Below are 26,121 nucleotides of genomic sequence, written 5' to 3'. Positions count from 1 at the left end.
GGGCATCTTAACAAGCTGTAAGCGGCCCGGGTGGTGGCCGGCCATTCTAAGCGTCGATTCATAGATGTTTTGCTGGAATTCACACAAGCGCAACGAAGCGCGCCTGAAGTCCCGCCGGAGGGCCGCGATGACCAAGCTGTTTTTCCCCGCGCTGATGATGTGCCTCGCCGCCGCCAGCGTCGCCGCGCAGGACGCGCGTTATCCCAACGACCGTTACCCCAGTGACGACAACACCCATTACGGCTGGGCGGACGTGCTGCGCGTCGATCCGGTCTATGGTGTGTCGCGCACCGAGGTCCCCCGCCAGGAGTGCTACGACCAGCAGGTGGTCCGCCGCGAGCCGGGCAGCGGCAGCGCCGCGGGCACCATCCTGGGCGCCGTGGTCGGCGGCGTGCTCGGCAACACCGTGGGCAAGGGCGATGGCCGCCGCGCGGCGACCGTGGCCGGTGCCGTGGTCGGTGGCGCCGTCGGCAACGGCGTGTCCCGCAGCGGCGGGGGCGAGTACGAGTCCACCGAAACCCGCTGCCGCCAGGTCGCCGCGGTGAGCGAGCAGCGCCGCATCATGGGTTACGATGTCGAGTACCGCTACCGCGGCGAGGTCTATGTGTCGCGGCTGAATTACGATCCGGGCGAGCGCCTGCGCGTCCGGGTCAGCGTGGCCCCGGCGGATTAAGCCGGACCTGTCGTGGGGAGTCCAGACCAGCCGCCGCCTTCGGGCGGCGGTTTTTTTTGTTGCGGCATAGGAAGTTGGCAGCGCGGAGAGGCTTTGTATGCCGGGGAGGCCGCCTCCGCCATTCGCCACGGCCGGTAGCCGCCCGGCAATGCGCCTGCCGCTCCTCTTCCTCAACCCGGGCCGGGTCGCCGCGCCTGTTGCACAGCAGCGGAAATCCCGTCATCATGCCGGTTCACCTACCCGGAACCCGCATGTCCGCAGCCGTCTATACCGCCACCGTACTCACCAGCGCCCGCATGGCCGCTGGCATGACGTCGCGTGCGCGCCGACCGCTGGTCCGACATACGGCCGGGTAGGCTGTCGCACGCATTTCATGCGCATCGACGACAAAGAACCCGGCCATCGCGCCGGGTTTTTTTGTGTTTCGGTTTTGGGGTACGCAAGGGGAAACCGGCTCGGCCGGGAGTTGTAAGCAGTGGTTCGGCTGTCGGCGGTTGTCGGGCAGGGCCAACGTTTCGGATCGATAGAAGAGACATGACATGACGCTTCGCCACTTTCTCACCACTCAGGATTACACCCGCGCCGAGATCGACGCGCTGCTCGACCAGGCGGCCGCGTTCAAGCGCTCCCCCCGTGGACAGCAACTGGCCGGCAAGTCGGTGGCGCTGCTGTTCTTCAATCCCTCCATGCGCACCCGCACCAGCTTCGAGCTGGGCGCCTTCCATCTCGGCGGCCACGCGATCGTGCTGGCGCCCGGCAAGGACGCATGGCCGATCGAATTCGACGTCGGCACCGTCATGGATGGCGATACCGAGGAGCACATCGCCGAGGTCGCGCGCGTGCTCAGCCGCTACGTCGACCTGATCGCCGTGCGCGCCTTCCCCAAGTTCCAGGACTGGTCGGTGGACCGCGAGGACCGCGTCATCAAGGCTTTCGCCCAGTACGCGACCGTGCCGGTGATCAACATGGAAACGATCACCCATCCCTGCCAGGAGCTGGCGCATGCGATGGCGATGAAGGAACACCTGGGCGATCTGCAGAACAAGAAGTACGTACTCACCTGGACCTATCACCCCAAGCCGCTCAACACCGCGGTGGCCAACTCGGCGCTGCTGATCGCCACCAAGATGGGCATGGACGTGACCTTGCTGTGCCCCACGCCGGACTACGTGCTGGACGAGCGCTACATGCAGGCCGGCTACGAGAATGCGAAGGCCAACGGCGGCTCGCTGCGGGTCAGCCATGACATCGAGGAAGCCTACACCGGCGCCGAAGTGGTGTACGCCAAGAGCTGGGGCGCGCTGCCGTTTTTCGGCCGCTGGGAACAGGAGAAGCCGATCCGCGACGCGCACAAGCACTTCATTGTCGACGAGCAGAAGATGGCGCTCACCCACAACGGCCTGTTCAGCCATTGCCTGCCGCTGCGCCGCAACGTGAAGGCTACCGACGGCGTCATGGATGCGCCGTACTGCATCGCCATCGACGAGGCGGAAAACCGCCTGCACGTGCAGAAGGCGGTAATGGCCTCGCTGCTCGGCCAGCGCTGAGCGCACGCCCGTGTACCTGCCTCGTTCGTTCCAGGAAACGCGCGAAGACGCCCTGCGGGCGCTGATACGCAGTTATCCGTTCGCCACTGTCGTCACGACGGGCGAGACGGGCGTCACTGCCAATCACCTTCCGCTGGAACTGGTCGATGGGCGGCTCCACGGTCACGTCGCACGCGTCAACGAGCTGGCCGAAGCGGGTGGTACCGAGGTGCTGGCGATCTTCCAGGGGCCCGACGCCTACGTCAGCCCCAATTGGTATCCCAGCAAGCACGAGACCGGCCGTGAAGTCCCCACCTGGAATTACGCGGTAGTGCACGTGCGCGGCACCCTGCGCGTGGTCGAGGACAAGGCCTGGCTGCGCGCTCTGCTCGATCGGCTTACCGACCGTCACGAAGCCGCGCAGGCCCAGCCATGGCGCGTCGACGACGCGCCGGCCGACCACGTGGACAAGATGCTCGGCGCGATCGTCGGACTGGACATCGCCATCGAACGCATCGAGGCCAAGTTCAAGCTGAGCCAGAACCATCCCGCCCGCAATCGCGCCGGCGTGGTCGAAGGTCTGCGCGAGCGCGCGCATCGCCATGACCGCGACCTGGCTGACCTGATGACCGCAACCAAGGAGCTGACCGATGGCGCATGAACATCGTTATCCGGTCGACGTCGTGTGGACCGGCAACCGCGGCGACGGCACGCGTACGTACCAAGGCTACGGCCGCGACCACGAGATCCGCGTGGCGGGCCGGCCGGTGATCGCCGGCTCGTCCGACGCGGCGTTCCGCGGCGATGCCGCCAAGCACAATCCCGAAGACATGCTGGTCGCCTCGCTCTCGGCCTGCCACATGCTGTGGTACCTGCATCTGGCGGCAGACGCGGGCGTGGTGGTCACCCAGTACGTGGATCGTGCCGAAGGCCTGCTGGTCGTCGATGCCAAGGGCGGCCGCTTCACGGAAGTGGTATTGCGCCCCGAAGTCACCATCGCCGCCGGTGACGCGGCGAAAGCCGAATCGCTGCACGCAGACGCGCACCACGCCTGTTTCATCGCCAATTCCATGAATTTCCCGGTGCGCTGCGAACCGCGCATCGTCGTTTCCGCCTGACCGTTTCCTTTCCACCCAGGATCCCCGAAAAGCCATGAGCAAAGACATCGTCCTCGCCTTCTCCGGCGGCCTCGACACCAGCTTCTGCGTGCCCTACCTGAAGGAGCGCGGCTGGAACGTGCACACCGTATTCGCCGACACCGGCGGCGTGGACGCCGAGGAGCGCGCCTACATCGAAGCGCGCGCCAAGGAGCTGGGCGTAGCCAGCCACGTCACCGTCGACGGCGGCCCGGCCATCTGGGAAGGCTTCGTCAAGCCGTTCGTGTGGGCCGGCGAGGGCTACCAGGGCCAGTACCCGCTGCTGGTGTCCGACCGCTATCTGATCGTCGACGCCGCTATCAAGCGCTGCGCCGAAGTGGGCACCCGCGCGATCGCGCACGGCTGCACCGGCATGGGCAACGACCAGGTGCGTTTCGACCTGGCCGTGAAGGCGCTGGGCGACTACGAGATCGTGGCGCCGATCCGCGAGATCCAGAAGGAACACACGCAGACCCGCGCTTACGAGCAGGCCTATCTGGAAGAGCGTGGCTTCCCCGTGCGCGCCAAGCAGAAGAGCTACACCATCAACGAGAACCTGCTGGGCGTGACGCTGTCCGGCGGCGAGATCGACCAGTGGAAGGCGCCGGGCGAAGGCGCGCGCGGCTGGTGCAAGCCGCGCGCCGAATGGCCGTCCGAAAAGCTCAGCGTGGCCCTCGCGTTCGAGCAGGGCGAGGCCGTGTCGCTCAACGGCCAGAAGCTGCCGGGCGCCAAGATCCTGGCCAAGCTCAACGAACTGTTCGCGCCCTACGGCGTGGGCCGCGGCATGTACACCGGCGACACCACCATCGGCCTGAAGGGTCGCATCGTGTACGAAGCCCCCGGCCTGATCTCCCTGCTGGCCGCGCACCGCGCGCTGGAAGAGGCCGTGCTGACCAAGCAGCAGAACCGTTTCAAGCCCGAGATCGCGCGCAAGTGGGTAGAGGTGGTCTACGAAGGTTTCTTCCACGATCCGATCAAGACCGACCTCGAAGCCTTCCTCGCCTCCAGCCAGCAGCAGGTCAACGGCGAAGTGGTGCTGGAAACCTCGGGCGCCCAGGTGACTGCAGTGGAAGTGCGCTCGCCGCACATCCTCAACGCCAAGGGCGCCACCTATGCGCAGTCCGCCGACTGGGGCGTGGCCGAGGCCGAGGGCTTCATCAAGCTGTTCGGCATGAGCAGCACCCTGTGGGCCGAAGTGAACCGCAAGGGCTGAGCGGCATGAGCGAGACCTTGCGCATCAGTACGGAAAAGAGCGAGCTGGACCTTGCCCTGATCCATGACTTCCTCTCGACCGGCTCCAGCTGGGCGAAGGGGATTTCGTTCGATACGGTGCGCAAGTCCATCGAGCATTCGCTGTGCTTCGGCGGCTATCTCGGCCAGGCCCAGGTGGCGTTCGCGCGGGTCATTTCCGACTTCGCCACGTTCGCCAACCTGGTCGACGTGTTCGTCCTGCCCCCGTACCGCGGGCAGGGCTACAGCAAGGCCGTGGTCGAGGCGGTGATGGCGCATCCCCAGTTGCAGGGCTTGCGCCGCTTCACCCTCGCCACCTTCGACGCCCATGCGCTTTACGCGCGTTATGGATTCACTCCGCCGCATAACCCGGACACTCTGATGGAAATCTACAAGCCGGGCATCTACCAGTCCGCCCGACGATGACATCCCCGGAAAACACAAAGACAAAGACGGACCTCATGAGCCAACTACTCGACGACACCCTCAGGCATCTCCGGGCACTGGTCAGCCACGACACGCGCAATCCCCCGCGCGAGATCGGCACCGGCGGTATCTTCGACTACCTGCGCGAGCATCTCGCCGGTTTCGACGTCACCGTCACCGACTTCGGCGCCGGCGCGGTCAATCTCTACGCCGTGCGCGGCAAGCCGAAGTACCTGTTCAATGTGCACCTGGACACGGTGCCCGATTCGCCGCATTGGAGCGCCGACCCGCACGTGCTGCGCGTCGAAAGCGACCGCGCCATCGGCCTGGGCGCCTGCGACATCAAGGGCGCGGCCGCCGCGCTGCTCGCCGTCGCCAATGCGACCCAGGGCGACATGGCGCTGCTGCTTTCCACCGACGAAGAAGCCAACGACGCGCGCTGCATCGCCGGCTTCTTGAAGGGACAGGCGGAGCAGGGCGTGCACGACTACGAAGCCGTGATCGTCGCCGAGCCCACCAAGGGTGAGGCCGTGCTGGCGCACCGCGGCATCCATTCGGTGCAGATGCGTTTCAGCGGCAAGGCCGGCCACGCGTCCGGCGAGCAGAAGCCGTCCGACAGTGCGCTGCACCAGGCGGTGCGCTGGGGCACGGCCGCGCTGGACTACGTAGAGAAGCAGGCGCACGAGCGCTTCGGCGGCCTGACCGGCCTGCGCTTCAACATCGGCAAGGTCGAGGGCGGCATCAAGGCCAATGTCATCGCGCCGACCGCGGACGTGCGCTTCGGCTTCCGCCCGCTGCCTTCGATGGATGCGGACCAGATGCTGGAAACGTTCCGCACGCTGGTGGAACCGCACCCTGTCGAGTTCGGCGAAACCTTCCGCGGCGATTCGCTGCCGGCCGGCGACACCGCCACGGCGGAAACCCGCCGCCTGGCCGCCCGCGACCTGGCCGACGAGCTTGGCATTCCCGTCGGCAATGCCGTGAACTTCTGGACCGAGGCGGCGCTGTTCTCCGCCGCCGGCTACATCTCCTTCGTCTACGGCCCCGGCGACATCGCCCAGGCGCATGCCGCGGACGAATGGGTATCGCTCGAACAGCTCGACCATTACGCACAAACCATTTACCGGATCGTCAACCGTGGAAGCGCATAAGCACACTCGCAAGACCATCGTTCGGCTGCTGTCGAGCATGGGCAGCACCAAGGAAATCCAGCAGTACCTCAAGCGCTTCTCGCAGCTCGATGCCAAGCGCTTCGCGGTAGTGAAGGTCGGTGGCGCGGTGCTGCGCGACGACCTGCCGGCGCTTACGTCGTCGCTGACGTTCCTGCAGCAGGTCGGCTTGACGCCGATCGTCCTGCACGGGGCCGGCCCGCAGCTGGACGAGGAGCTCTCCGCCGCCGGCATCGAGAAGCAGACCGTCAACGGCCTTCGCGTGACCTCGCCCAGGGCGCTGGCGATCGTGCGCAAGGTCTTCCAGGCGCAGAACCTGCGCCTGGTCGAGGCGCTGCAGGAGATGGATACGCGCGCGACGTCGGTGCCTTCCGGCGTGTTCACCTCCGAATACCTGGACCGCGACACCTACGGTCTGGTGGGCAAGGTCACCAGCATCAACCTCGCGCCCATCGAGGCCAGCCTGCGCGCCGGCTCTATTCCGGTGATCGCCAGCCTGGGCGAGACCGAGGAAGGCCAGATCCTCAACATCAATGCGGACTTCGCCGCCAACGAGCTGGTGCGTGTGCTGCAGCCGTACAAGATCGTGTTCCTCACCGGCACCGGCGGCCTGCTGGATGACCAGGGGCGGATCATCGACTCGATCAACCTCAGCACCGAGTACGACCACCTCATGCAGCAGCCGTGGATCAACGGCGGCATGCGCGTGAAGATCGAGCAGATCGCCGATCTGCTGTCGAGCCTGCCGCTGACCTCGTCGGTGTCGATCACGCGTCCGTCCGAGCTGGCTAAGGAGCTGTTTACCCACAAGGGCTCCGGCACGCTGGTGCGCCGAGGCGAGAAGGTGCAGCGCTTCGAATCGTGGGACGGCATCGACCAGGAACGCATGCGCGGGCTGATCGAGTCGAGCTTCGGCCGCAAGGTGGTGCCGGACTACTTCGCACGCACCAAGCCCTATCGCATCTACGTGAGCGAAAACTATCGCGCCGCGATGATCCTGACCTGGGAAGACGGCCTGCCGTATCTCGACAAGTTCGCCGTGCTGGACGACGCGCAGGGCGAGGGCCTGGGCCGTGCCGTGTGGCAGGTGATGCGCGACGAGAACCCGCAGCTGTTCTGGCGTTCGCGCCACGGCAACCAGGTCAACATCTTCTACTACGCCGAATCGGACGGCTGCTTCAAGCAGGAACGCTGGAAGGTGTTCTGGTACGGGTTGAAGAACTTCGGCGAGATCGAGCGCTGCGTCGCGCACTGCGCGACCCGGCCCGCGACCCTGGTGGACTGACATGAGTAACGACAAGAAGACCATTGGCATCGTCGGCGCACGCGGCCATACCGGCGCGGAGCTGATCCGCCTGATCGCCGCGCACCCGGCCTTGGAGCTGAGCTTCGTTTCGTCCCGCGAACTGGACGGCCAGCGCGTGGCCGACCACGTGGACGGCTTCCCCGGCGAGCTGCGCTACGCCAGCCTCGATCCTGCCGCGGTCGCCGCGCAAGGCGCGGACGTGGTGGTGCTGGCCTTACCGAACGGCAAGGCGGCGCCGTACGTCGAAGCGATCGACGCGGCGAAGCCCGACACGCTGCTCCTGGACCTTTCCGCCGACTACCGTTTCGACGAGCGCTGGTACTACGGGTTGCCCGAGCTGACCCGCGGCAAATGGCGGGGAGAGAAACGCATCAGCAATCCCGGTTGCTATGCGACCGCGATCCAGCTCTCCATCGCGCCGCTGAAGGACATGCTGGCGGCACCGCCGGTGAGCTTCGGCGTGTCCGGCTACTCCGGCGCCGGCACCACGCCGTCGGACAAGAACGACCCGGAAAAGCTGCGCGACAACCTGATGCCGTATTCGCTCACCGGTCACACACATGAGAAGGAGGCTAGCCGCCATCTTGGCGTGCCGGTGGAATTCATGCCCCACGTCGCGCCGCACTTCCGCGGGCTCACCGTCACCACGAATCTCTATCTCGTGCGTCCGATGAAGCGCGAAGACATCCTGCAGCGCTTTCGCCATGCCTACGAAGGCGAGAAGCTCGTGAAAGTGGTGGACGAGGCGCCGTGGGTCAGCCACATCGCGCACAAGCACCACGCCGAGGTAGGCGGCTTCGCCGTCTCGGTGGACGGCAAGCGCGTGGTGGTGGTCGCCACCCTCGACAACCTGCTCAAGGGCGCCGCCACCCAGGCCATGCAGAACATCAACCGCGCGATCGGCGTGGACGAGTGCACCGCCATCCCGCTGGACGCCTGACGCGCGCGCGTCACGTTGTCTGCTACACGTTTTCAGGACACCCCCATGACCCAACCTCTCTGGCAGAAGTCCGGCATCCAGATCGACGCCAAGATCATGCGTTTCCTCGCCGGCGACGACGTCGTGCTGGACCGCGAGTTCTTCCTGCACGACATCACCGCCAGCAAGGCGCACGTGGAAGGCCTTGCCAACATCGGCGTGGTCAGCGCCGACGAAGCCGCCGCGCTGAAGCGGGAACTGGATGTCCTGGCGGAGGATTTCCAGGCCGGCCGTTTTGTGCTGGACGAACGCTACGAGGACGGCCATTCCGCCATCGAGGCGCGCCTGACCGAACGCCTCGGCGACGCCGGGCGCCGCGTGCATACGGGGCGCAGCCGCAACGACCAGATCCTGGTCGCCACGCGCCTGTGGCTGAAGGACCAGCTGGCCGCGCTGGAACGCCACTGTCGCGCCATCGCGGAAGTCTGCCTCGCGCGCGCCGCGCAGCCGGCCGTGCCGATGCCCGGCTACACCCACATCCAGCGCGCGGTGGTGTCGTCCACCGCCATGTGGTTCGCCGGCTTCGCCGAAGGCTCCATCGACAATGCGCTGCGCGCGCGCCAGACCATGGCGCTGATCGACTGCAACCCGCTCGGCACCGCCGCGGGCTATGGCGTCAACCTGAAGCTGGACCGCGAGCACACCACGCGCGCACTGGGCTTCGCGCGCATGCAGGTGTCGCCGATCTATGCGCAGCTGTCGCGCGGCAAGTTCGAAATGGCCGTATTGGAAGCGATCGCCGCCGCGCTGCTGGACGTGCGTCGGCTCGCCTGGGACCTGTCGCTGTTCACCACCGCCGAATTCGGTTTCGTGAAGCTGCCGTCGGAGTACACCACCGGCAGTTCGATCATGCCCAACAAGCGCAACCCCGACGTGGTGGAGCTGCTGCGCGCGAGCTACGCCAGCGTCGCCGCCGCGCGCACCGAGATCGAACAGCTGCTGTCGCTGCCCTCGGGCTACCAGCGCGACCTGCAGTTCTCCAAGGGCTCGCTGTTCCATGGTTGCCGCCACGGTCTGGCCGCGCTGGAGCTGGTGCCGGACCTGCTGGCGCGGATGGAGTGGAATGAGGCGGCCATGCGCGCGGCGATCGAGCCGGCGATGTACGCCACCGACGTGGCGATCGAACAGGCCGCCGCCGGCGTGCCGTTCCGCGATGCCTACCGCGCGGCGGCGGAGACTGCGGCTTCGGCCGGCGAAGGCCGCACGCCCGAAGGCAGCCTCGCTGCGCGTGTGTCGCCCGGCGCGGGCCACGACCTGCGGCTGGACGAGCTGACGGCGCGGCTCGCCGCGCTCGATCACTGAGGCCAGGCCAATGAGCGCCGTCAGCACCGCCAACGCACCGCATTACACCTGGGGCCGGCAGTGCGACGGCTGGCACCTCCTGCAAGGGGACGACCTCAGCGTGATCGAGGAGCGCATGCCGCCCGGCACCGCCGAAGTGCGCCATCGCCACGTACGTGCCCGCCAGTTCTTCTATGTGCTGGAGGGTGAAGCGGTGCTGGAACTCGATGGCGTGGCGCATGCGCTCGGTCCGCGCCAGGGGCTGCACGTGCCACCGGGTTCGGCGCACCAGATGCGCAACGAATCGGCCGCGGACGTCCGCTTCGTGGTCGTCTCCTCGCCCAAGAGCCATGGCGACCGGGAGGCGGTCGATGGCTGAGCGCCTGCCCGCGCAAAGCCTGCCGTCGTGGCGGCGCGCCGTGCTCAAGGTCGGCAGCAACCTGCTGGCCGCCGACGGCGGCGGCCTGACGCCGCGCCACGCCGAAGCGCTCGCGGCGTTCATCGCTCAGGCTCATGCCCACGGGCGCCAGCTGGTGCTGGTGTCCTCCGGCGCCGTCGCCGCCGGCCGCGCACTGCTGCGCCAGCGTGCCGGCGACGACCTCGCCGCGCGGCAGGCGCTCGCCGCGCTGGGGCAGGCGCCGATGATCGCGCTGTGGCAGTCGCTGTCGGAACGCCCGGTCGCCCAGGTTCTGCTGACCCACGACGACCTGCGCCACCGCCGCCGCTATCTCAATGCGCGCGCCACGCTGCGCGAACTGCTGCGCCTGAGCGTGCTGCCGGTGATCAACGAGAATGACACCGTGGCGGTGGACGAGCTCAAGCTCGGCGACAACGACAACCTCGCTGCCATCGTCGCCGCCTTGGTCGACGCGGATCTGCTGCTGATCGCTTCGGACATCGACGCGCTTTACGACGCCGATCCCCGGCGTAATCCGAACGCGGTGCCGATCGATCGCGTGCCCGAACTGACGCCGGAGGTGATGGCGATGGCCGGCGGCAGCGGCAGCAGCGTCGGCACCGGCGGCATGCGCACCAAGCTGGAGGCGGCGGTGAAAGCCGGCGCGGCCGGCATTCCCACGGTGCTGTTCGATGGCCGCAACGCACAGACCGTGGCCGCGCTTGCCGAAGACTGCCTGCACGGCACGCTGTTCGAGGCGCCCCGCAGCCGCATGCAGGCGCGCAAGTACTGGCTTCGCCACGCGCCGGCGGCGCCGGGGCGCATCCAGGTGGACGACGGCGCCGCGCGCGCACTCGCCGGCGGACGCGCTTCGCTGCTGCCCGGCGGCATCGTGGGCATCGAGGGTGAATTCCATCGCGGCGACATGGTGGAGATCGTGGATGCGGCGCGGCATCCGGTGGCGCGCGGGCTGTGCCAGTACGGCGTGGCCGAGGTGCGCCGCCTGGCGGGCCGGCACAGCAGCGAGATCGACGCCGTGCTGGGTTACAGCTACGGCGCGGAAGTGGTGCATCGGGACGACCTGGTCGTCCTGGCGGAGACGAATCGATGAGCGAGATGCGAACCCAGGCGCTGGCCTGCCGCGACGCGGCCCTGGTCATGGCCGAATTGGATACCGAAGCCAAGCGTGCGCTGCTGCGCGCAATGGCGGAGGCCCTGCATGCCGGCACCGCCGAGGTATTGCAAGCGAATGCGCGGGACATGGCTGCAGCCAGGGATAAAGGCGTGCAGGGCGCCATGCTCGATCGCCTGCGCCTGGACGAGGCGCGCGTCGCCGGCATCGTTGCCGCGCTGCGCGAGGTGGCACAGTTGCCCGATCCCGTCGGCGTGGTCACCCGTCGCGAGACGCGCCCGAACGGCCTGCAGATCGAGCGGGTGCGCGTGCCGCTCGGCGTGATCGCGATGATTTACGAAGCGCGCCCCAATGTCACCGCGGACGCCGCCGCGCTGTGCCTCATGGCCGGCAACGGCGTGATCCTGCGTGGGGGCTCGGAGGCCGTGCATTCCAACACCGCGATCGCGCGCCTGCTATGCAGCGCGCTGGCCGCGCACGGCGTGCCCGACGCGGCGCTCACGCTGATCACGGACCTGAGCCGCGAAGCCATGGTGGAGCTGCTTCAGCTGACCGACATCGTCGACCTCGCCATCCCGCGCGGTGGCGAAGGCCTGATCCGTTTCGTGGCCGAGCATGCGCGCGTGCCGGTGATCAAGCACTACAAGGGCGTGTGCCACCTTTACGTGGACCGCGCGGCCGACCCGTCCCTGGCGCTGGACCTGCTGGTGGACGGCAAGACCTCGCGCCCCGGCGTGTGCAATGCGCTAGAGACGTTGCTGGTGCACAAGGACATCGCCACCGAATTCCTGCCGCGCGCCGCCGACGCCCTGGGCCGCCGGCAGGTGGAATTGCGCGGCTGCGAGCGCAGCCGCGCGCTGGTGCCGGCGATGAAGGCGGCGGACGAGGCCGATTATGCGGCCGAGTATCTCGATCTGATTCTCGCCGTGCGCATCGTGGACGATCTGGAGGACGCGCTGGCGCATATCCGCCGCTACGGTTCGGACCATACCGAAGTGATTGCGACGGGCGACGTGGATGCAGCGCGCCGCTTCGTGCGCGGTATCCGTTCGGCGGTGGTGATGGTGAATGCTTCGTCGCGTTTCAGCGATGGCGGGGAGTTGGGGCTCGGCGCCGAGATCGGTATTTCTACGACGCGTTTGCATGCGTATGGGCCGATGGGGGCGGAGGCGCTTACGGTGGAGCGTTTTGTGGTGCGCGGGGTGGGGCAGGTGAGGCACCCGTCATCGAGGCCGTAGGCCGTAGGTTGGAGTGAGCCTGCGGACCCCAACGCGGCGCTCAGGGTCGCCTCGGCCTCACCTACTCGTCATTCCGGCGTGGCTGGGATCCGGTGCGACGTGGTCGCCAGTCTGGTCTCGCCCCTCGCGGGGCGAGGGGTTTCGCTCTCCTGCCGGAGAGCGAGTTACTTCTTCTTGCTTGCCCAAGAAGAAGTAAGGCGGTCTCTAACATCAAGTGCACCACCCCCACGACACGGTGATGCATGGGACAGCATTACAGCCATCTGAGCGCCGAAGAACGGGGCGCGATCATGGTGGGCAAGGCACGCGGCGAGAGCGCTCGGCAGCTGGCACGGCTGCTAGGCCGTTCGGCTAGCACGATTTCCCGGGAATTGGCGCGTAATGGGCACCGCGAACCGGCGGAGCGTCCGCGCATGGGTCGTCCGACACTTGGCTATGACGCCCGCCGTGCCGGTGCGCGGGCTCGACGGCTCGCGCGCAAGGCACGCCGACGGCGCAAGCTACATCGTGATGGGGCCTTGTGGCCCCTGGTGCGCCAGCTGTTAGCGCGCCGCTGGTCACCGCAAGAAGTGAGCCGCACACTGCGCCGGCAGCATCCTGACGAGCCGGCCAAACACGTGTCCCATGAGACGATCTACACCGCGATTTATGCCATGCCGCGTGGCGAACTGCGGCGTGAGCTGGTGGCCTTGCTGCGCCAACACAAGTGCGCACGCCGTCCGCGTGGCCAAGGGGCGAACCGGCGCGGCCGCATGCAGGATCTGCCGAGTATTCATGACCGCCCGCCGGAGGCCAACGAGCGCCTGTTACCAGACCATTGGGAAGGCGACTTCCTCAAGGGGGCGCGTAACCGATCGTCGGTGGGGGTGCTGGTGGATCGACGCACTTTGTTCCTGAAGCTGGTCAAGATGAAGGGGTGTTCGGCCCAGGAGGCGCTGGAGGGCTTCAGTCGCGCCTTCCAGGGCGTGCCGCCGGAGCTTCGCCAGACACTGACCTATGACCAGGGCAAGGAAATGGCGCTGTACAAGACCTTGTCCGAACGTACCGGCTTGAGCATTTATTTCGCCGATCCGCGCAGCCCCTGGCAGCGGGGCATCTGCGAAAACACCAACGGCCTGCTGCGGCAGTACCTCCCTAAAGGCACCGATCTGTCCGTGCATAGCCAGCGAGCGCTGGATGCCATCGCTCAGGAGATGAACCTTCGGCCCCGAGCCACCTTGGGCTACCACTGTCCGGCGGAGATGTTCATGCGTGCCATGGGGCACGATGACCTCGCTCAGGCCATCGATGATGCACTTCTAGATTGACACCGCCTAACCAAGAAGAAAGGCACCCTGCGCGGCGCCCTCCGCAGCCTTCGCTGCTGCGGGTGCGTTGAGGGCTGGCCGGGCTTTTCGACAGGACATCCATGCCCTGATCGAAAAGGCGGGGACGTCCTGTCCCCGCCCGCCTGCGGCGGCCTGATCGTCCAGCCCTCACCGCCGCGAAGGGAACCCGGCAGATCAAGAGCAACTCGGAGCGTCGCTTCGCTCGCTCTTGTTTGTTGTTGCTGCTTGCCGCGGTACCGCACTTCTCCTTCTCCCCTCCGGGGAGAAGGCGGGATGAGGGGCGGGGGCTCGCCGGAACCTCTCCTACGACCACCGAACAACTCCATCACCTCACTTCCGGTTGTCGTCGATATTGTCCAGCACGTTCTGGATATGCCCTTTCACGATATCCACCGATGCCATCGGCCCGTTCTCCGGCAACCCGTTGAGTACCGACTTGTTGATGAAGTTGCTCGCGTCCAGGCGGAAGGTTTCCAGCGCTTTCTGGTCGCCGTTGAGCGCGTCGGTGAGCTTCTTTTTCAGGGCGTCGGTCTGGGCCGTGCTGAGGGTGTCGGCGCCTTTGAGTGCTTCGTCGATCACGCCGTCCAGTTTGGGGTTGTTGCCGAACACGTTCTTGAGCTGCGGGCCCACGACGCCGCTGACGGTGCCGCCGCCGGGTACGGCGGAAAGCGCCACATCGACCACGAATCCGACCAGCTTCTCGTTGGCCGCGGCGCGCTGGTCGCTGTCGATCTTGGCCTGCTGCATCGCATCCATGGCCGCGCCGCCGAGCATGCCCAGCTGGCTGCGTGCGTCGGTCACGCTGATGCCGTCCTTTTCCTGGCCCGAGGTCGCGATCTCCTTGCGCAGCTGCGTCCACTCGGTGATCGTCTTCATCGCTGCCGACGATTCCTTGTTGTCCGGATTGAATACCGTCAGCCGCAGCAGATTGCCCAGTTCGATGGCGTTCTCGCCGAACTGCATTGCATGGCCGTCCTTGCCGGGTACCCCGGTCGTATCCCAGACGGACAGTTCATCCAGCACCGCCTTGCCGTGTTCGCCCGCCAGCAGATGCGTCAACGCCGTGGACACCGGGCCGATCGGCTTGTCGGTGTACATGTCGTAGAAGATCTGGTGATCGGCGGAACTGGCGTAGCGGGCGATCTGCACGGCCAGGGCGTCGGTGTCCTTGGACGCCGGCTGCTGCGCCACGGATTCGATCAAGGCGGCCATCGGGTTCTTCAGCCCATCCACCGCGCCGAGCGAATTCTGGAAGCCGATGCTGGACTGGCCGATAGCCTGCAACGCGGCATCGCGCTTGTCCTCCGGTATACCTGCGAACACACGTGCGGGCATGCCAGGGTCGCCGGAATCGGCGGCTATCTGCATGGCGATGCCGGCCGCATGCGGGCCGTGGCCGTCGGCGAGCAGCTTGCCGGCGAACTGCTCGCGGAAGGCCTGCATGGATGGCGAAGCGTCGCCCGCGCCAAGGAAGTCGCGCAGCTGCCGCCACTGCTTGTCGACCAGGGCCGGTGCGCGTTCGGTGAGCGTCTGCATCTGCAGGAAGGTCTCGGCCTTGCCTTGATCGATGCGCCCACTGGTATAGGCCTGGGCGAAGCCGTCGGCGACCGCCGCATAACCGGCGCCGTCGGTGCGGCCTTCGTTGTGCATGCGGTCGAGAATGTCCAGCTTCATCCACGACTGCAGCGCACCGTGGTCCTTGCTCAGCAGCTGCTGCACCAGTTTTGCGCGCGATTCGGTATCCAGCTTGGCCATTTCCTGACTGAAGCGGACCATGCGGCTGTCGTAGTCATCGACCAGCATGAAACGGTCGCCCGTTTTCAGGATCTCGTGCGCGGTCTGCTTGATCTCGTCGTCGGACGCATGCTTTCCGGCATCGCCGCCGCCGTCCGGGGTCCGGTAATAGGCCTGGGAGACGTGCGGGTTATAGGGCAGCTGCGGTGTCGAGCTGTGGTCGGCGGGCGTGGCCCGCGCGTCGGTCCTGACGGTCGTCTGCGGGTCGAGTTCGGGCAGGACGCGAGGCGCCACCGCGCCGTCGAGTTTCATGTTCATGGGCGCGCTCCAGCGGGGATTTCGGTCTGACCGTAATCCCGCTGTCATGAAAGATGCACCTGGGGCGAACCCTAGCTGGGGCGTTCCCTACCTGGGGTGCTCCCCAGGTAGGCCGAAGCGCGCAGCGGATCGCATGCCGCAACGCCCGGCTGGCAGGGTCACGCAAGCGTCACAGCGCGGCAATGCATGGGCCGCAGGCTGGGCGGACCGATCCCGTCCAGGAGTGCCCCGCATGCGTTCGAAGTTCGCTCTCGCCCTGATCGCCGCGCTCGCCGCCTCGCAGGCCCATGCCGGCGTCGAGCTGATCGCCATCGGCAGCCTGGACGCCCACCAGGGCGATCGCGCGGTCCGCACGGCCGGCCCGCTGGAGAACGGCGTGCCGGGCAACCTGCTCGGCGGCCTGGGCTCCGGCCTCGCCTACGCCGGCTGCAACACCTTCCTGGCCCTGCCGGATCGCGGCCCGAACGCGGTCTCTTATGACGCCGCGGTGGACGACACGACCTCCTACATCCCGCGCTTCCATACGCTGCGCATGGCGCTGCGCCCCGCCGGCCCGGATGCCGCGCTGCCATTCGCCCTGACGCCGACGCTGGAGCGCACCACGCTGCTGTGGGATGCCTACGGTCTCTACTACGGTGACGGCCGCGCGGCGAACCTGCCGGACGGCGCCCCGCGCGCGAACCACGGGTTCCGCCATTACTTCACCGGCCGTTCCGACAATGCCGATCCTGCACGCGGTTCCGGCTGGATGCTGGATGCCCGCCTGGACCCCGAAGGCATCCGCGCCTCGGCCGATGGCGATGCGGTGTACGTGTCCGACGAGTACGGTCCCTACGTCTACAAGTTCGATCGCCACACCGGCCGGCGCCTCGACAGCTATGCGCTGCCGGCGCACTTCTATGTGGCGAAGACCTCGCCGCACGGCGCCGACGAGATCGCCGGAAACAGCGCCGGCCGCGTCGCCAACAAAGGCATGGAAGGCCTGGCGATCTCGCCGGACGGCCGCACGCTGTTCGGTGCGATGCAGGCGCCGCTGCTCCAGGACGGCGGCGACGGCGCGCCGGTGCTGCGCATCGTGCGCATCGACCTGCGCACGCGCGAGGTGCGCGAGTACGCCTATCCGCTGAGCAACACCGGCACGGCGAGCAAACCCAAGTACAACGGCGTCAGCGAGATCCTGGCGGTGAACGATCATCAGCTGCTGGTCGACGAACGCGACGGCAAGGGTTTTGTCGACGGATCGGAAGCGAAGTTCAAGCGTGTCTTTTTGATCGACCTGGATGGCGCGACGGAAGTGAGCAAACTCAGCGGCGCCACCGCACTCGCCGCGGCGGCCGTCAACAAGACGCCGTTCCTCGACGTGCTTGCTGAGCTGGGGCGCCACGGTCTGGCGCCTTCGGAAGTGCCGGCCAAGCTCGAGGGCCTGAGCCTCGGTCCGGACGTGGTGCAGGACGGCCGGCGCCGTCACACGCTGTTCCTCGCCAACGACAACGACTTCCTGCCGGACATCACCGACAGCCTGCACCCGCAGGGCGCCGACAATCCGAACCGCTTCTTCGTGTTCGCCTTCGACGATGCCGATCTGCCCGGCCTGAAGCCGCAGCGTTTCGAGCATCCGCGCTGCGAAGGCAAGTAAGCGCATGCCTCATGCCCTCTCCTCTACGGGGAGAGGGCCGGGGTGAGGGGCCCTGCGGAGCGAATCGTCTCAACCCGCCGCTTCGGATGCCTCGCGGCGTCCGCACCCGCGCAGCGAGATCACCCCTGCCCCCACGCCCGTACCGCCTCCGCGAACGCCACGCAATCCTCGAAGCGGTTGTACAGCGGCGTCGGCGAAATGCGGATCACGTCGGGCTCGCGCCAGTCGCCGACGATGCCGCGGTCCAGCAGGTACTGGAACAGCGCGCGCCCGCGTTCGCGCCCGCCGAGCACGCGGATGGACAGCTGCGAGCCGCGCCGCGACGGATCGCGCGGCGTCACCGATTCCAGCAGGTCGCCCAGCTGCGTCTGCACCAGCCATTCCAGATAGCCGGTGAGGTGCAGCGACTTCTCGCGCAGCCGCGGCATGCCCGCGCGGTGGAAGATGTCCAGCGAAATGCGCAGCGGCGCCAGCGACAGGATCGGCGGGTTGGAAATCTGCCAGCCGTCTGCGCCCGGCGTGGGCACGAACTCCGGCCCCATGCGGAAACGCGAATGCTTGTCGTGGCCCCACCAGCCGGCGAAGCGGGGCAGGTGTTCAGTATGCGCGTGGCGTTCGTGCACGAAGGCGCCGCCAACGGCGCCCGGGCCGGCATTGAGGTACTTGTAGCTGCACCACACGGCGAAGTCCGCGCCGCTGTCGTGCAGGCTCAGCGGCAGGTTGCCCACGGCGTGCGCGAGGTCGAAGCCGACCATGCAGCCCTGCGCATGGGCGAGTCCGACGATGGCCTTCAGGTCGAACACCTGGCCGGTGCGGTACTGCACGCCCGGCAGCAGCACGAGCGCGATCCGGTCGCCATGCTCGGCCAGGGCGCGCTCGATGGCCGTCTGGGAGAGCGTGCCATTCGGTTCGTCCGGCTGCAGTTCGATCAGCGAAAGCGCGGGGCTGAAACCGTGGTAGCGGATCTGCGATTCCACCGCGTAGCGATCGGTGGGAAAGGCGCCGGCTTCGATCAGGACGGCGTGGCGGTCTGGGGTAGGGCGGTAGAAGCTCACCATCATCAGGTGCAGGTTCACGCCCAGGGTGTTCATCGCGACGACTTCGGAAGGCAGCGCGCCCACGACCTCGGCGAGGCCGTCGCGCACGAACTCGTGATAGTCCATCCATGGCAGGCGGCCCTTGAAGTGGCCTTCCACCGCGAGCGCACCCCAGTCTTCGAGTTCGGCGGCGACCGCGTCGCGCACTGCACGCGGCTGCAGACCCAGCGAGTTGCCGCAGAAGTACTGGCTGTCGCGGCCCTCGTGCGGAGGAATCAGGAACTCGTCGCGGAACGCGCGCAGCGGGTCGGCGACATCCTGGGCACGGGCCCATTCGGCGGTGGCTTGGTAGGCAGTCGACATCGGCTCTCGTCTCGCGCGGAACGGCGCTAAAGCTTAGAGCCTGCGTGGCGGACCGCGTAGCCTGGGCGCGACCGGGCCGCCGAAACGAAAAAGGCCCGGGCGCAAGCCCGGGCCTCGCCGCGCCGCGCGCTTACTTCAGGCGGTCGGCGATAGCGTCGCAGCCCTTGTCGAAGGCCGCCTTCCAGCCCGGACCCGCCTGGCTCTGGGCCGGGCGCGCGCAGCGGAGCTGGATGGCGTGGCCTTCGCGGAACCAGTAGCGCTCCACGTAGCTGAACTGCGAGCCGTTCTCCTGCGCGGTATAGGTGCTGGCGTTCGGCGCCGGGCTGCCGCCGGACTGGTAGCCGGTCAGGCCCTTGGCCTTGGTCGTCGCGGTGTTCACGTAGTCCTGGAATGCGGCGACGTCCGCCACCTGCTTCACGGTCACGGTGACCCGCGCCAGGGCGGTGCTGCCGGTGGGCGAGCTGTCCGGCACCTGGAAGACGCGCGACTCGGGGTCGCCCTGGGTTTCCATGATGCCCAACCAGCCGTCGGGCGTGGCGAAATGAACGGTGCCGTTGGCCATGGCCACCTCGGTGGCGTGGACCGTGCCGGCCAGCAGCAGGGCGCCGGCCAGGAGGATAGTGCGGGAAAAACTCATGCCGGATCCTGTTCTCGATCAGTCAGAAGCGAAACGGTAACGGGGCAGCCCCAGCCATTCCAGCGCCGTGCCGTGGAACAGGCGCGCCCGTGCGGCCTCGTCCAGCCCCAGGGCCTCGATGCCGCTGCCCGGATGCTGCTCCCCCAGCGGGAAAGGATAGTCGGTGCCGAGCATCACGCGCTCGACGCCGGTCACATCCAGCAGATACCGCAGGGCCTGCGGATCGTGCACGCAGGAGTCGAAATATAGCCGCTTGAGATATTCCCGGGGATTGCGCGGATTGTCCGTGGCGACCAGGTCCGGGCGCATGCGGAAGCCGTGTTCGATGCGCCCGATGCTCCAGGGGAAGCTGCCGCCGCCGTGCGCCAGCATCACGCGCAGCCGCGGCAACCGCTCCAGCACGCCGCCGAAGACCAGGCAGCACGCGGCGCGCGACTGTTCCGCCGGCATGCCGACCAGCCAGGGCAGCCAGTACTTGGGCATGCTGTCCGTGCCCATCATGTCCCAGGGATGGACCATCACCGCCGCGCCCAGGTCCGCCGCAGCCTCGAAGAACGGAAATAGCTCTGGCGCGTCCAGATTCCAGTCGTTGCAGTGCGAGCCCACCTGCACGCCCTGCAGGCCGAGCTCGTCGATACAGCGCTCCAGCTCGCGGATGGCCAAATCCGGCGACTGCAACGGCACGGTGGCGATGCCGGCGTAATGGCGCGGGTAGTCGCGACAAAGCCCCGCGACGTGATCGTTGAGGTGCCGGTGCAGGTCGAGGGCCTGGTAGCCGGGAGCCCAGTAGGAGAACAGCACCGGCACGGTGGAGACGACCTGGACGTCGACGCCGAAGCGCGCGTAGTCGTCGATGCGGTGCTGGGGATCGAAGGCCGATTCCCAGACTTCGCGGAAGAATTTCCCGTCCTTGTAGATCCGGTGCTTGCCGTCGTGATGGGTCATGACGGGGAAGCGGTTGTCGCCGTACTTGGCCGCAAGATTCGGCCAGTCGCGGGGGAGGACGTGCGCGTGGGTGTCGATCTTGAGCATGCGCAGGAGTGTAGGGGGTTGAGGGGGATGGTGCCTTGTCGCGGCGCGGCAAAGGGGGGGGCGGGGGTGTTTTTTGCGCGGGGCGCGCGTGGTGTGTGCTTCGGTTTGTTTGTCGCGAGCGGGAGTGTTTGGGCTGGCGTGGGTTGGGGGTGTGTGCCTGCACGAGCGCTGATGGCCGTGTCAGCGCTTGTGACTGCGTCGTTCGCTCAAGTCGGGAGGTGGTCGCCAGTCGTGTCTCGCCCCTCGCGGGGCGAGGGTTTCGCTCTCCTGCCGGAGAGCAAGTTACTTCTTCTTTGCTTGCCCAAAGAAGAAGTAACCAAGAAGAAACGGCACCCTGCGCGGCGCCCTCCGGTGGCCTTCGCCACCTCCGGGTGCGTTGAGGGCTGGCCGGGCTTTTCGATCGGGCATCCATGCCCGAATCGAAAAGGCGGGGACGTCCTGTCCCCGCCCGCCTTCGGCGGCCTGATCGTCCAGCCCTCACCGCCGCGAGGGGAACCCGGCAGATCAAGAGCGTTACGGAGCGTCGCTTCGCTCGCTCTTGTTTGTTCTTGCCTCGGTATTCACTTCTCCTTCTCCCCTCCGGGGAGAAGGCGGGATGAGGGGCGGGGCTCGCGCCAACATAGTTCGAGCCAAACCGCCGCGTTGATCGTGGCTAACCGTCGGAGAGTCCCAGCGCGGCAATGCACACCAACACGCTCGCTAGCACCCCAACCACTCAGGCCACCGTCGCCGCCTTCTCCCTTGCCCCCCTTTCAACGATGTGCGCAAGGGTGTTCACGTTGTCTACCAGCCGGTCGCTGAGGCGATCGAGCAGTTCGGCGGCGCGGCGGTCCTCGGCCATGGACAGCAAGGAGGCGAGGCTGCGCTGGAGGGCGCGGAGGTCGGGCAGGGTGGTGGGGGCTTGGTGGTCCCGCAGGGCGTTGGCGACGAGGTGCAGGGCGGAGGCGACGTGTTCGACGAAGGCGGCGATCTCGGTGGTCTCGGGCAGGTTGTCGTGGTCGTCGATCACCGCCTCCAGCGTCATTGCGGTGCGTGCGAGGCGGTTGCCGTTGGCGAAGAGGGTGCTGGCCAGGTCCATCAGGTGCGACGGAGTGGCGGGCTCGGCGCGCATGCGGTCGAGCGAAGCCTGGGCGTTGGTGCGCGCGGTGCGTGCGGCGGTGCGCGCTTCGCGGTGTGCATCGCGGCGGTCAGGGCGCGACAGCGATTGCAGATAGCCGGCGTACGCGTCGAGCATGTCCGCCAGCGCGGCGCGTGCGCGGCCGCGTTCCCAGGTCGGCCACAGCACGTAGGCGAGCAGCGCCATGCCGCTGCCCAGTGCCGTGTTGAGTACGCGGTCGGCGACCGCGGCGCTGGAATTGACGCCTTCGAATGAGAGCAGGATGACCACCGTGCCCGTCAGCGCGGCCACCGCCACGCCGTAATGCGCGTTGGCCAGATAGCGGAACGCCATGCACAGCACGGCCATCACCGCCAGGTGCGCCCAAGGGTCGTGCGGCGTGACGTGCAGCAGGGCCGTGGTCAGCACCAGGCCGAGCACCGTGCCGACCACGCGCAGGAAGCCGAAATTGAAGGTGGCGCCGAAGTCGGGACGCAGCACGATCGCGGCGGTCATCGGCAGCCAGTAGCCGTGCGGCAGGGCCAGCTTGCGCGCGACGAGCAGCGCCGCGCTGAGGCACAGCGCACTGCGCACCGCGTGGCGGAACGCCACCGAGCGCGGCGTGAGATTGGCGCGCAGCGTGGACAGCGCCGAATCCGCGCGCAGCGCCGCGGGCAGCGGCGTTTCCGCGGCCGAGGCGCGCAGTTCGCCGCGGCTGCCCGCCCAGTTGGCGTTGCGCACGGCGGCGGCGAGCTGGCCGGAGAGTGCGTGGATGTGCGCCGCCAATCCCTCGCCCGAGCCGCCGCGGCCGAGCAGCGCGTTCTCGCTCGCCTGCAGCGTCTGCAATGCGCGCTCGGCCTGCCGGGGCGACTCGCCCGCTTCGAGCGCATCGGCGATCGCCGCGAGCACGCGCGCCGCATCGCCGCGGAACATTGCGTGTACGCCGGGGCTGGCACGCAGTTCGGCCATGGCGATCAGCTCCAGGCGGATGCGTTCGGCGATCTCCAGCAGCACGCGGAATGCCTCCATCGCGCGGCCGCGCGCATGGTGGCGGCCGAGCAGCGTGTGCTGGAGCGTGGTCATGGCGACGGTGAGCGCGGGCACGTCGGCGTCGTCGTGCGCCTGCTGCCGGGCCAGGCTGGCGAGCCCGCGGTAGACCTCGGACAGCGCATGGCGCTCCGGGCGGTAGCGTTGCAGCGGCCACGCCGCGACGGAAAACAGGGCCAGCAGCAGGCCGCCGGCGAAGATCAGCCCGGCGCCGCTCAGCGCGCCGGCCAGCGATGTGGGCGAGGCCGCGGTCACCACGAGCAGGATCATGCTCGTCATGCCGACACGCGCGATGTCCGTGCCGAAGACCACCAGCATGCCGCCGAAGAAACCGAACGCTGCGGTTGCCACGAGCATCGGCAGCAGCTGGTCGCCGATCAGGAAGCCCAGCACCGAGGCCAGGGCGGCGGCCAGCGAGGCGAGGAACAGCTGCCACATGCGCTGGCGATAAGGCCCGGGTTGGTCGGAGAACATCGTGTCGAGCGCGCCCGCGGCGACACCCAGGCCGACCGCCGGATAACCCGTGGCCAGGCCGACTGCCAGCGGCAGGATCACCGCCGCCGTATTGCGCAGCACGACGCGCGGAGGCACGTCGGGACGCTTGGCGGTCAGCAGGCTCTCGATGACAGTGGCGCGTAGCGAATAACCGCCGGCAGGCATGGCTCTCGTTCACTCCTAAACGATCCGCGGGATTCTGCCTGACACAGGCTGAAGACGGCGGAAAGACGGCTGCGCGCGCCCGTTGGCGCGCCATGGCGGATATGCATAGCTCGAACGGTGAGCGTGTTCCGGGGCGTCAAGGTGGTCAAATCTCGTACAGTAGGCCGCCGCGCTGTCCCGGGATGGACGCCGGCATCGCATTCCTGGAAGGCCAACATCAACATGAAGACAGATCCGTCCAACTTGATCGAGGTGTCGCTCTCGCTGTTTCGAAGCAAGGGATACCGGCGCACCTCGATGGCCGACATCGGCCGGGCAAGCGGCCTGCTGAAGGGCAGCATCTATCACCACTTCCCCAACAAGGAGCGTTTGTTGATCGAGGTGATCCAGCACGTCATCGGCCTGTTCGAGGACGGTGTCTTCGCGGAGGCCCGGCGCGCGGACCTGAGCGAGAAGGCGCGGCTGGACGGCATGATCGATGCGGTGGAGAGCTACTACATCCAGCACCGCGTCTGCGCGCTGGTTCACCTGTGGCCCGACGCGCTGCAGGAGAGCGACGAGGCGCGCGGGATGATCCAGCAGTTCTTCCGCGACTGGCGCGACCTGCTGGCCGACTTGCTGCGATCCCGCTACGACGAGGCCGAAGCGCACCGGCTGTCCACGGACGCCCTGGCCCGGATCGAGGGCGCCGTGATCTGGCTGCAGATCGCGGGGGAAGAAGAGGCCCTGCGGGAATGCAGTAAACAGGTACGTAACCTGTTGTAGCTTCATAAAAACCGCTTTACAGGCCCCTATGCTGTCTGGTAGAAAACCAAACGTTTGGTTTTGGCTGTTCTGCAGGCAAACCCAGGGGGAGCACCATGCCTTCGTTGATGGCTGATCTGGACCAACCCCGCAAGAAGGCGATCGCCGCCATGCGGGCGAGCATTGCCCAGGACCTCTGGCAACGGAATGCCGCCTTTGTCGACAATCTCCGCCGGCTGATCGCCACGCATCCGGTGGCAAGGCATCGCGCCATCGGCGTGCTCAACAGCGGCACGCTCGACTTAGCGTCGATGCGCACGATCCATCTGGAATACCGGCATGCGATCGTGCAGATCTTCACCGACGCGCTGCTCGCCGCGCAGTTGCAGACGCGGCAGCTGGAACCGCGCCTGTGTCCCGGCGCCAAGATGGCGCCGCGATTCCTGATCACGCTCAACGACCTGGACGAATTCGGCTTCCGCCCCGGGCGAGATGCCGCCGGCTATTACCGCGGCAATCCGGCTTATGCGCATTACCCGCTATTCGAGCGGGTGCTCGACGACTACGGCATCGGCCAGCAGCAGCGGCAGGCGTACCAGGCCAGTCGCATCTCGCGCATGGTGCGCCAGTTCCTCGAACACAGTTACGGCGATTACCTCGACGTGGTCGTGCTGCTCGCCGCCGCGGAAGAAGAGGTGATCCTGTTCAGCCCGCCGCTGCGTGAGGCCACGCGCGCACTGGGCATCGGCGTGGACGACGGCTACTACTTCGTCCACGGCGTCAGCGAGGACACCACGGCCGAAGCTGCGGACGACGATCACGAGAACGATCTGTGGCTCGCGCTGACCCAGGCGCTGACGCCCGAGCATTACCCGCGCGTGCAGCAGCTGTGCATGCGCTATTGCGATCTGTGGGACCAGTTCTGGACCGCCCAGCTGGCGATGACTCGCCCGGCCGCATCCCTGGCGGATGCCCAGGGGCTGGCCGAGGCGGTCTGAAGGGGGTTGGAAAGAGGAAAGCCCAGGACTCGGGTTTTCCCGCGGCGAACGGAGGCGCCGGGCACAGGAGGTGCCATCGCTGATCAGCGCGCCGGGCGGGATCAGCAGGGGGGCGGGTCCGGCACACGAGGCGCCGGACCCGTAGCCTCCCTTTGCAGGGGCATGGGAGAGGCCTCGACATCATGGCGATCCGCGCGACCGGGAGCGCGCGACGCGAAGGACAGGGCGGGGCGCGATCGTTCAGCGCACGCCCGCACGGTGAATCGGGTGATGCCCATTTCGGCCCGTGACCCCCACGGGCCTTTTTTTGGCGGTGCTGCCCGCCGGCGGATCAGGAGACGCGGCCGCCGAACTCGCCGGTCACGGTGTTCACCCACACCTTCTCGCCGTTGGTGATGTATTCCGGCACCTGGATTTCCACCCCAGTGCTGAGCTTGGCCGGTTTGGTGCGCTTGGTGGCGCTGGCGCCCTTCAGCTCCGGCGCGGTGTCCACCACTTCGAGCGCGACGCTGGTCGGCACCTGCAGGCCCACCGGAGCGTCGTCGATCAACTGCACGTAGAAGCCCTCGGTGTCCTCCACGATGTAGCCGGCGTTGTCGCCGACCAGCTCCGGGCCGAGCAGGTACTGCGTGTAGTCCTCCGCATCCATGAACACGAATGCGTCGCCGTCCTTGTAGGAGTAATTGGCGGCGCGGCGCACCAGGTCCATCTCTTTCAGATCGTCGTCCGCGCGCAGGCTGAGGTCGAACTTGCGCCCGCCGGGGATGGAGTACAGCGTGAAGCGGAAGGTCACGTTGCCGCCGCGCGCGGTGGGCGAGCTGCGCTCGATGTCGCGCACCTGGTAGACGGTGCCTTCGTGTTCGACCACGTTGCCTTTCTTGACGTCGGAAGCTTTCATGGGTTTTTGAAGAAAGTGGGAAATAGAGAGGGAAATATGCGGGGCGGGGAGGCCGGCGCGGGTGGCTTTCGCTACGCCCCGTTTCCGGCCGCCAGATGCC

General features: G+C 67.4%; 23 protein-coding genes. 17 read left to right on the top strand and 6 right to left on the bottom strand.

Going from position 1 to position 26,121, the window contains the following annotated elements; translation table 11 throughout:
- Nucleotides 1–127: 127 nt before the first annotated feature.
- From RKE25_RS16810 to RKE25_RS16745, 14 genes are all read left to right on the top strand, one after another.
- On the top strand, nucleotides 128–673 hold the full coding sequence (locus RKE25_RS16810) for a glycine zipper 2TM domain-containing protein (RefSeq protein WP_311839244.1): 546 nt from the start codon (nucleotides 128–130) through the stop codon (nucleotides 671–673).
- A gap of 539 nt (nucleotides 674–1,212) precedes the next feature.
- On the top strand, nucleotides 1,213–2,220 hold the full coding sequence (locus tag RKE25_RS16805) for an N-acetylornithine carbamoyltransferase (RefSeq protein WP_311839243.1): 1,008 nt from the start codon (nucleotides 1,213–1,215) through the stop codon (nucleotides 2,218–2,220).
- A gap of 10 nt (nucleotides 2,221–2,230) precedes the next feature.
- Nucleotides 2,231–2,860: an FMN-binding negative transcriptional regulator gene (locus tag RKE25_RS16800; RefSeq protein ID WP_311839242.1), complete on the top strand. Its 630-nt coding sequence runs from the start codon at nucleotides 2,231–2,233 to the stop codon at nucleotides 2,858–2,860.
- Complete coding sequence (locus tag RKE25_RS16795) at nucleotides 2,850–3,317, top strand: OsmC family protein (RefSeq protein WP_311839241.1); 468 nt, start codon at nucleotides 2,850–2,852, stop codon at nucleotides 3,315–3,317. The genes RKE25_RS16800 and RKE25_RS16795 overlap by 11 nt, the downstream gene beginning before the upstream one ends.
- 34 nt (nucleotides 3,318–3,351) lie before the next feature.
- Complete coding sequence (locus RKE25_RS16790; protein WP_311839240.1) at nucleotides 3,352–4,548, top strand: argininosuccinate synthase; 1,197 nt, start codon at nucleotides 3,352–3,354, stop codon at nucleotides 4,546–4,548.
- Between the two features lie 5 nt (nucleotides 4,549–4,553).
- Entirely contained in the window at nucleotides 4,554–4,991 is a 438-nt protein-coding gene (locus tag RKE25_RS16785; RefSeq protein WP_311839239.1) for a GNAT family N-acetyltransferase, read from the top strand.
- 35 nt (nucleotides 4,992–5,026) lie between these two features.
- A complete protein-coding gene (locus tag RKE25_RS16780; protein ID WP_311839238.1) occupies nucleotides 5,027–6,142 on the top strand; it encodes an acetylornithine deacetylase in 1,116 nt (371 codons plus the stop codon).
- A 37-nt stretch (nucleotides 6,143–6,179) separates the two neighbouring features.
- Nucleotides 6,180–7,445 carry an acetylglutamate kinase gene (locus tag RKE25_RS16775; protein WP_311842417.1) on the top strand — a complete coding sequence of 422 codons (1,266 nt, stop codon included), beginning with the start codon at nucleotides 6,180–6,182 and terminating at the stop codon, nucleotides 7,443–7,445.
- Between the two features lies 1 nt (nucleotide 7,446).
- A complete protein-coding gene (gene argC / locus RKE25_RS16770) occupies nucleotides 7,447–8,406 on the top strand; it encodes an N-acetyl-gamma-glutamyl-phosphate reductase (RefSeq protein ID WP_311839237.1) in 960 nt (319 codons plus the stop codon).
- 45 nt (nucleotides 8,407–8,451) lie between these two features.
- Nucleotides 8,452–9,747 carry an argininosuccinate lyase gene (argH, locus tag RKE25_RS16765; RefSeq protein WP_311839236.1) on the top strand — a complete coding sequence of 432 codons (1,296 nt, stop codon included), beginning with the start codon at nucleotides 8,452–8,454 and terminating at the stop codon, nucleotides 9,745–9,747.
- A gap of 10 nt (nucleotides 9,748–9,757) precedes the next feature.
- Nucleotides 9,758–10,105 carry a cupin domain-containing protein gene (locus RKE25_RS16760; RefSeq protein ID WP_311839235.1) on the top strand — a complete coding sequence of 116 codons (348 nt, stop codon included), beginning with the start codon at nucleotides 9,758–9,760 and terminating at the stop codon, nucleotides 10,103–10,105.
- Nucleotides 10,077–11,234 (top strand): glutamate 5-kinase, encoded by a 1,158-nt coding sequence (gene proB, locus RKE25_RS16755; RefSeq protein ID WP_311839234.1) that lies wholly within the window; start codon nucleotides 10,077–10,079, stop codon nucleotides 11,232–11,234. The genes RKE25_RS16760 and proB overlap by 29 nt, the downstream gene beginning before the upstream one ends.
- Nucleotides 11,231–12,493: a glutamate-5-semialdehyde dehydrogenase gene (locus RKE25_RS16750; RefSeq protein ID WP_311839233.1), complete on the top strand. Its 1,263-nt coding sequence runs from the start codon at nucleotides 11,231–11,233 to the stop codon at nucleotides 12,491–12,493. The genes proB and RKE25_RS16750 overlap by 4 nt, the downstream gene beginning before the upstream one ends.
- Nucleotides 12,494–12,735: 242 nt before the next feature.
- Complete coding sequence (locus RKE25_RS16745; RefSeq protein WP_311839232.1) at nucleotides 12,736–13,800, top strand: IS30 family transposase; 1,065 nt, start codon at nucleotides 12,736–12,738, stop codon at nucleotides 13,798–13,800.
- Nucleotides 13,801–14,151: 351 nt separating this feature from the next.
- On the opposite strand, the gene RKE25_RS16740 is transcribed toward RKE25_RS16745, so the two are convergent.
- Nucleotides 14,152–15,873: a hypothetical protein gene (locus RKE25_RS16740; protein WP_311839231.1), complete on the bottom strand. Its 1,722-nt coding sequence runs from the start codon at nucleotides 15,871–15,873 to the stop codon at nucleotides 14,152–14,154.
- A 232-nt stretch (nucleotides 15,874–16,105) separates the two neighbouring features.
- Here RKE25_RS16740 and RKE25_RS16735 point away from each other — a divergent pair, with 232 nt between their 5' ends.
- Nucleotides 16,106–17,509: an esterase-like activity of phytase family protein gene (locus tag RKE25_RS16735; RefSeq protein ID WP_311839230.1), complete on the top strand. Its 1,404-nt coding sequence runs from the start codon at nucleotides 16,106–16,108 to the stop codon at nucleotides 17,507–17,509.
- 119 nt (nucleotides 17,510–17,628) lie between these two features.
- Here RKE25_RS16735 and kynU read toward each other — a convergent pair whose 3' ends face one another.
- The 4 genes from kynU to RKE25_RS16715 form a co-directional block, all read right to left on the bottom strand.
- On the bottom strand, nucleotides 17,629–18,909 hold the full coding sequence (kynU, locus tag RKE25_RS16730; protein WP_311839229.1) for a kynureninase: 1,281 nt from the start codon (nucleotides 18,907–18,909) through the stop codon (nucleotides 17,629–17,631).
- Between the two features lie 130 nt (nucleotides 18,910–19,039).
- Nucleotides 19,040–19,546, bottom strand: a complete 507-nt coding sequence (locus tag RKE25_RS16725) for a hypothetical protein (RefSeq protein WP_311839228.1) — start codon at nucleotides 19,544–19,546, stop codon at nucleotides 19,040–19,042.
- A gap of 18 nt (nucleotides 19,547–19,564) precedes the next feature.
- Nucleotides 19,565–20,578: an amidohydrolase family protein gene (locus RKE25_RS16720; RefSeq protein WP_311839227.1), complete on the bottom strand. Its 1,014-nt coding sequence runs from the start codon at nucleotides 20,576–20,578 to the stop codon at nucleotides 19,565–19,567.
- A 715-nt stretch (nucleotides 20,579–21,293) separates the two neighbouring features.
- Nucleotides 21,294–23,381: an FUSC family protein gene (locus tag RKE25_RS16715; RefSeq protein WP_311839226.1), complete on the bottom strand. Its 2,088-nt coding sequence runs from the start codon at nucleotides 23,379–23,381 to the stop codon at nucleotides 21,294–21,296.
- 252 nt (nucleotides 23,382–23,633) lie between these two features.
- On the opposite strand from RKE25_RS16715, the gene RKE25_RS16710 reads away from it, so the two are divergent.
- Nucleotides 23,634–24,146 carry a TetR/AcrR family transcriptional regulator gene (locus tag RKE25_RS16710; RefSeq protein ID WP_311842416.1) on the top strand — a complete coding sequence of 171 codons (513 nt, stop codon included), beginning with the start codon at nucleotides 23,634–23,636 and terminating at the stop codon, nucleotides 24,144–24,146.
- A gap of 95 nt (nucleotides 24,147–24,241) precedes the next feature.
- Nucleotides 24,242–25,123 (top strand): hypothetical protein, encoded by an 882-nt coding sequence (locus tag RKE25_RS16705; protein ID WP_311839225.1) that lies wholly within the window; start codon nucleotides 24,242–24,244, stop codon nucleotides 25,121–25,123.
- A 331-nt stretch (nucleotides 25,124–25,454) separates the two neighbouring features.
- Here the strand turns inward: RKE25_RS16705 and yeiP are convergent, their stop codons facing one another.
- Nucleotides 25,455–26,021 (bottom strand): elongation factor P-like protein YeiP, encoded by a 567-nt coding sequence (gene yeiP / locus RKE25_RS16700; RefSeq protein WP_311839224.1) that lies wholly within the window; start codon nucleotides 26,019–26,021, stop codon nucleotides 25,455–25,457.
- Nucleotides 26,022–26,121 lie beyond the last annotated feature (100 nt).

The sequence above is a fragment of the Dyella sp. BiH032 genome (genome assembly GCF_031954525.1).
GTDB lineage: Bacteria > Pseudomonadota > Gammaproteobacteria > Xanthomonadales > Rhodanobacteraceae > Dyella_D.
Note: the sequence above shows the minus strand (reverse complement) of the source record. Positions and strands in the feature narration are given on the sequence as shown.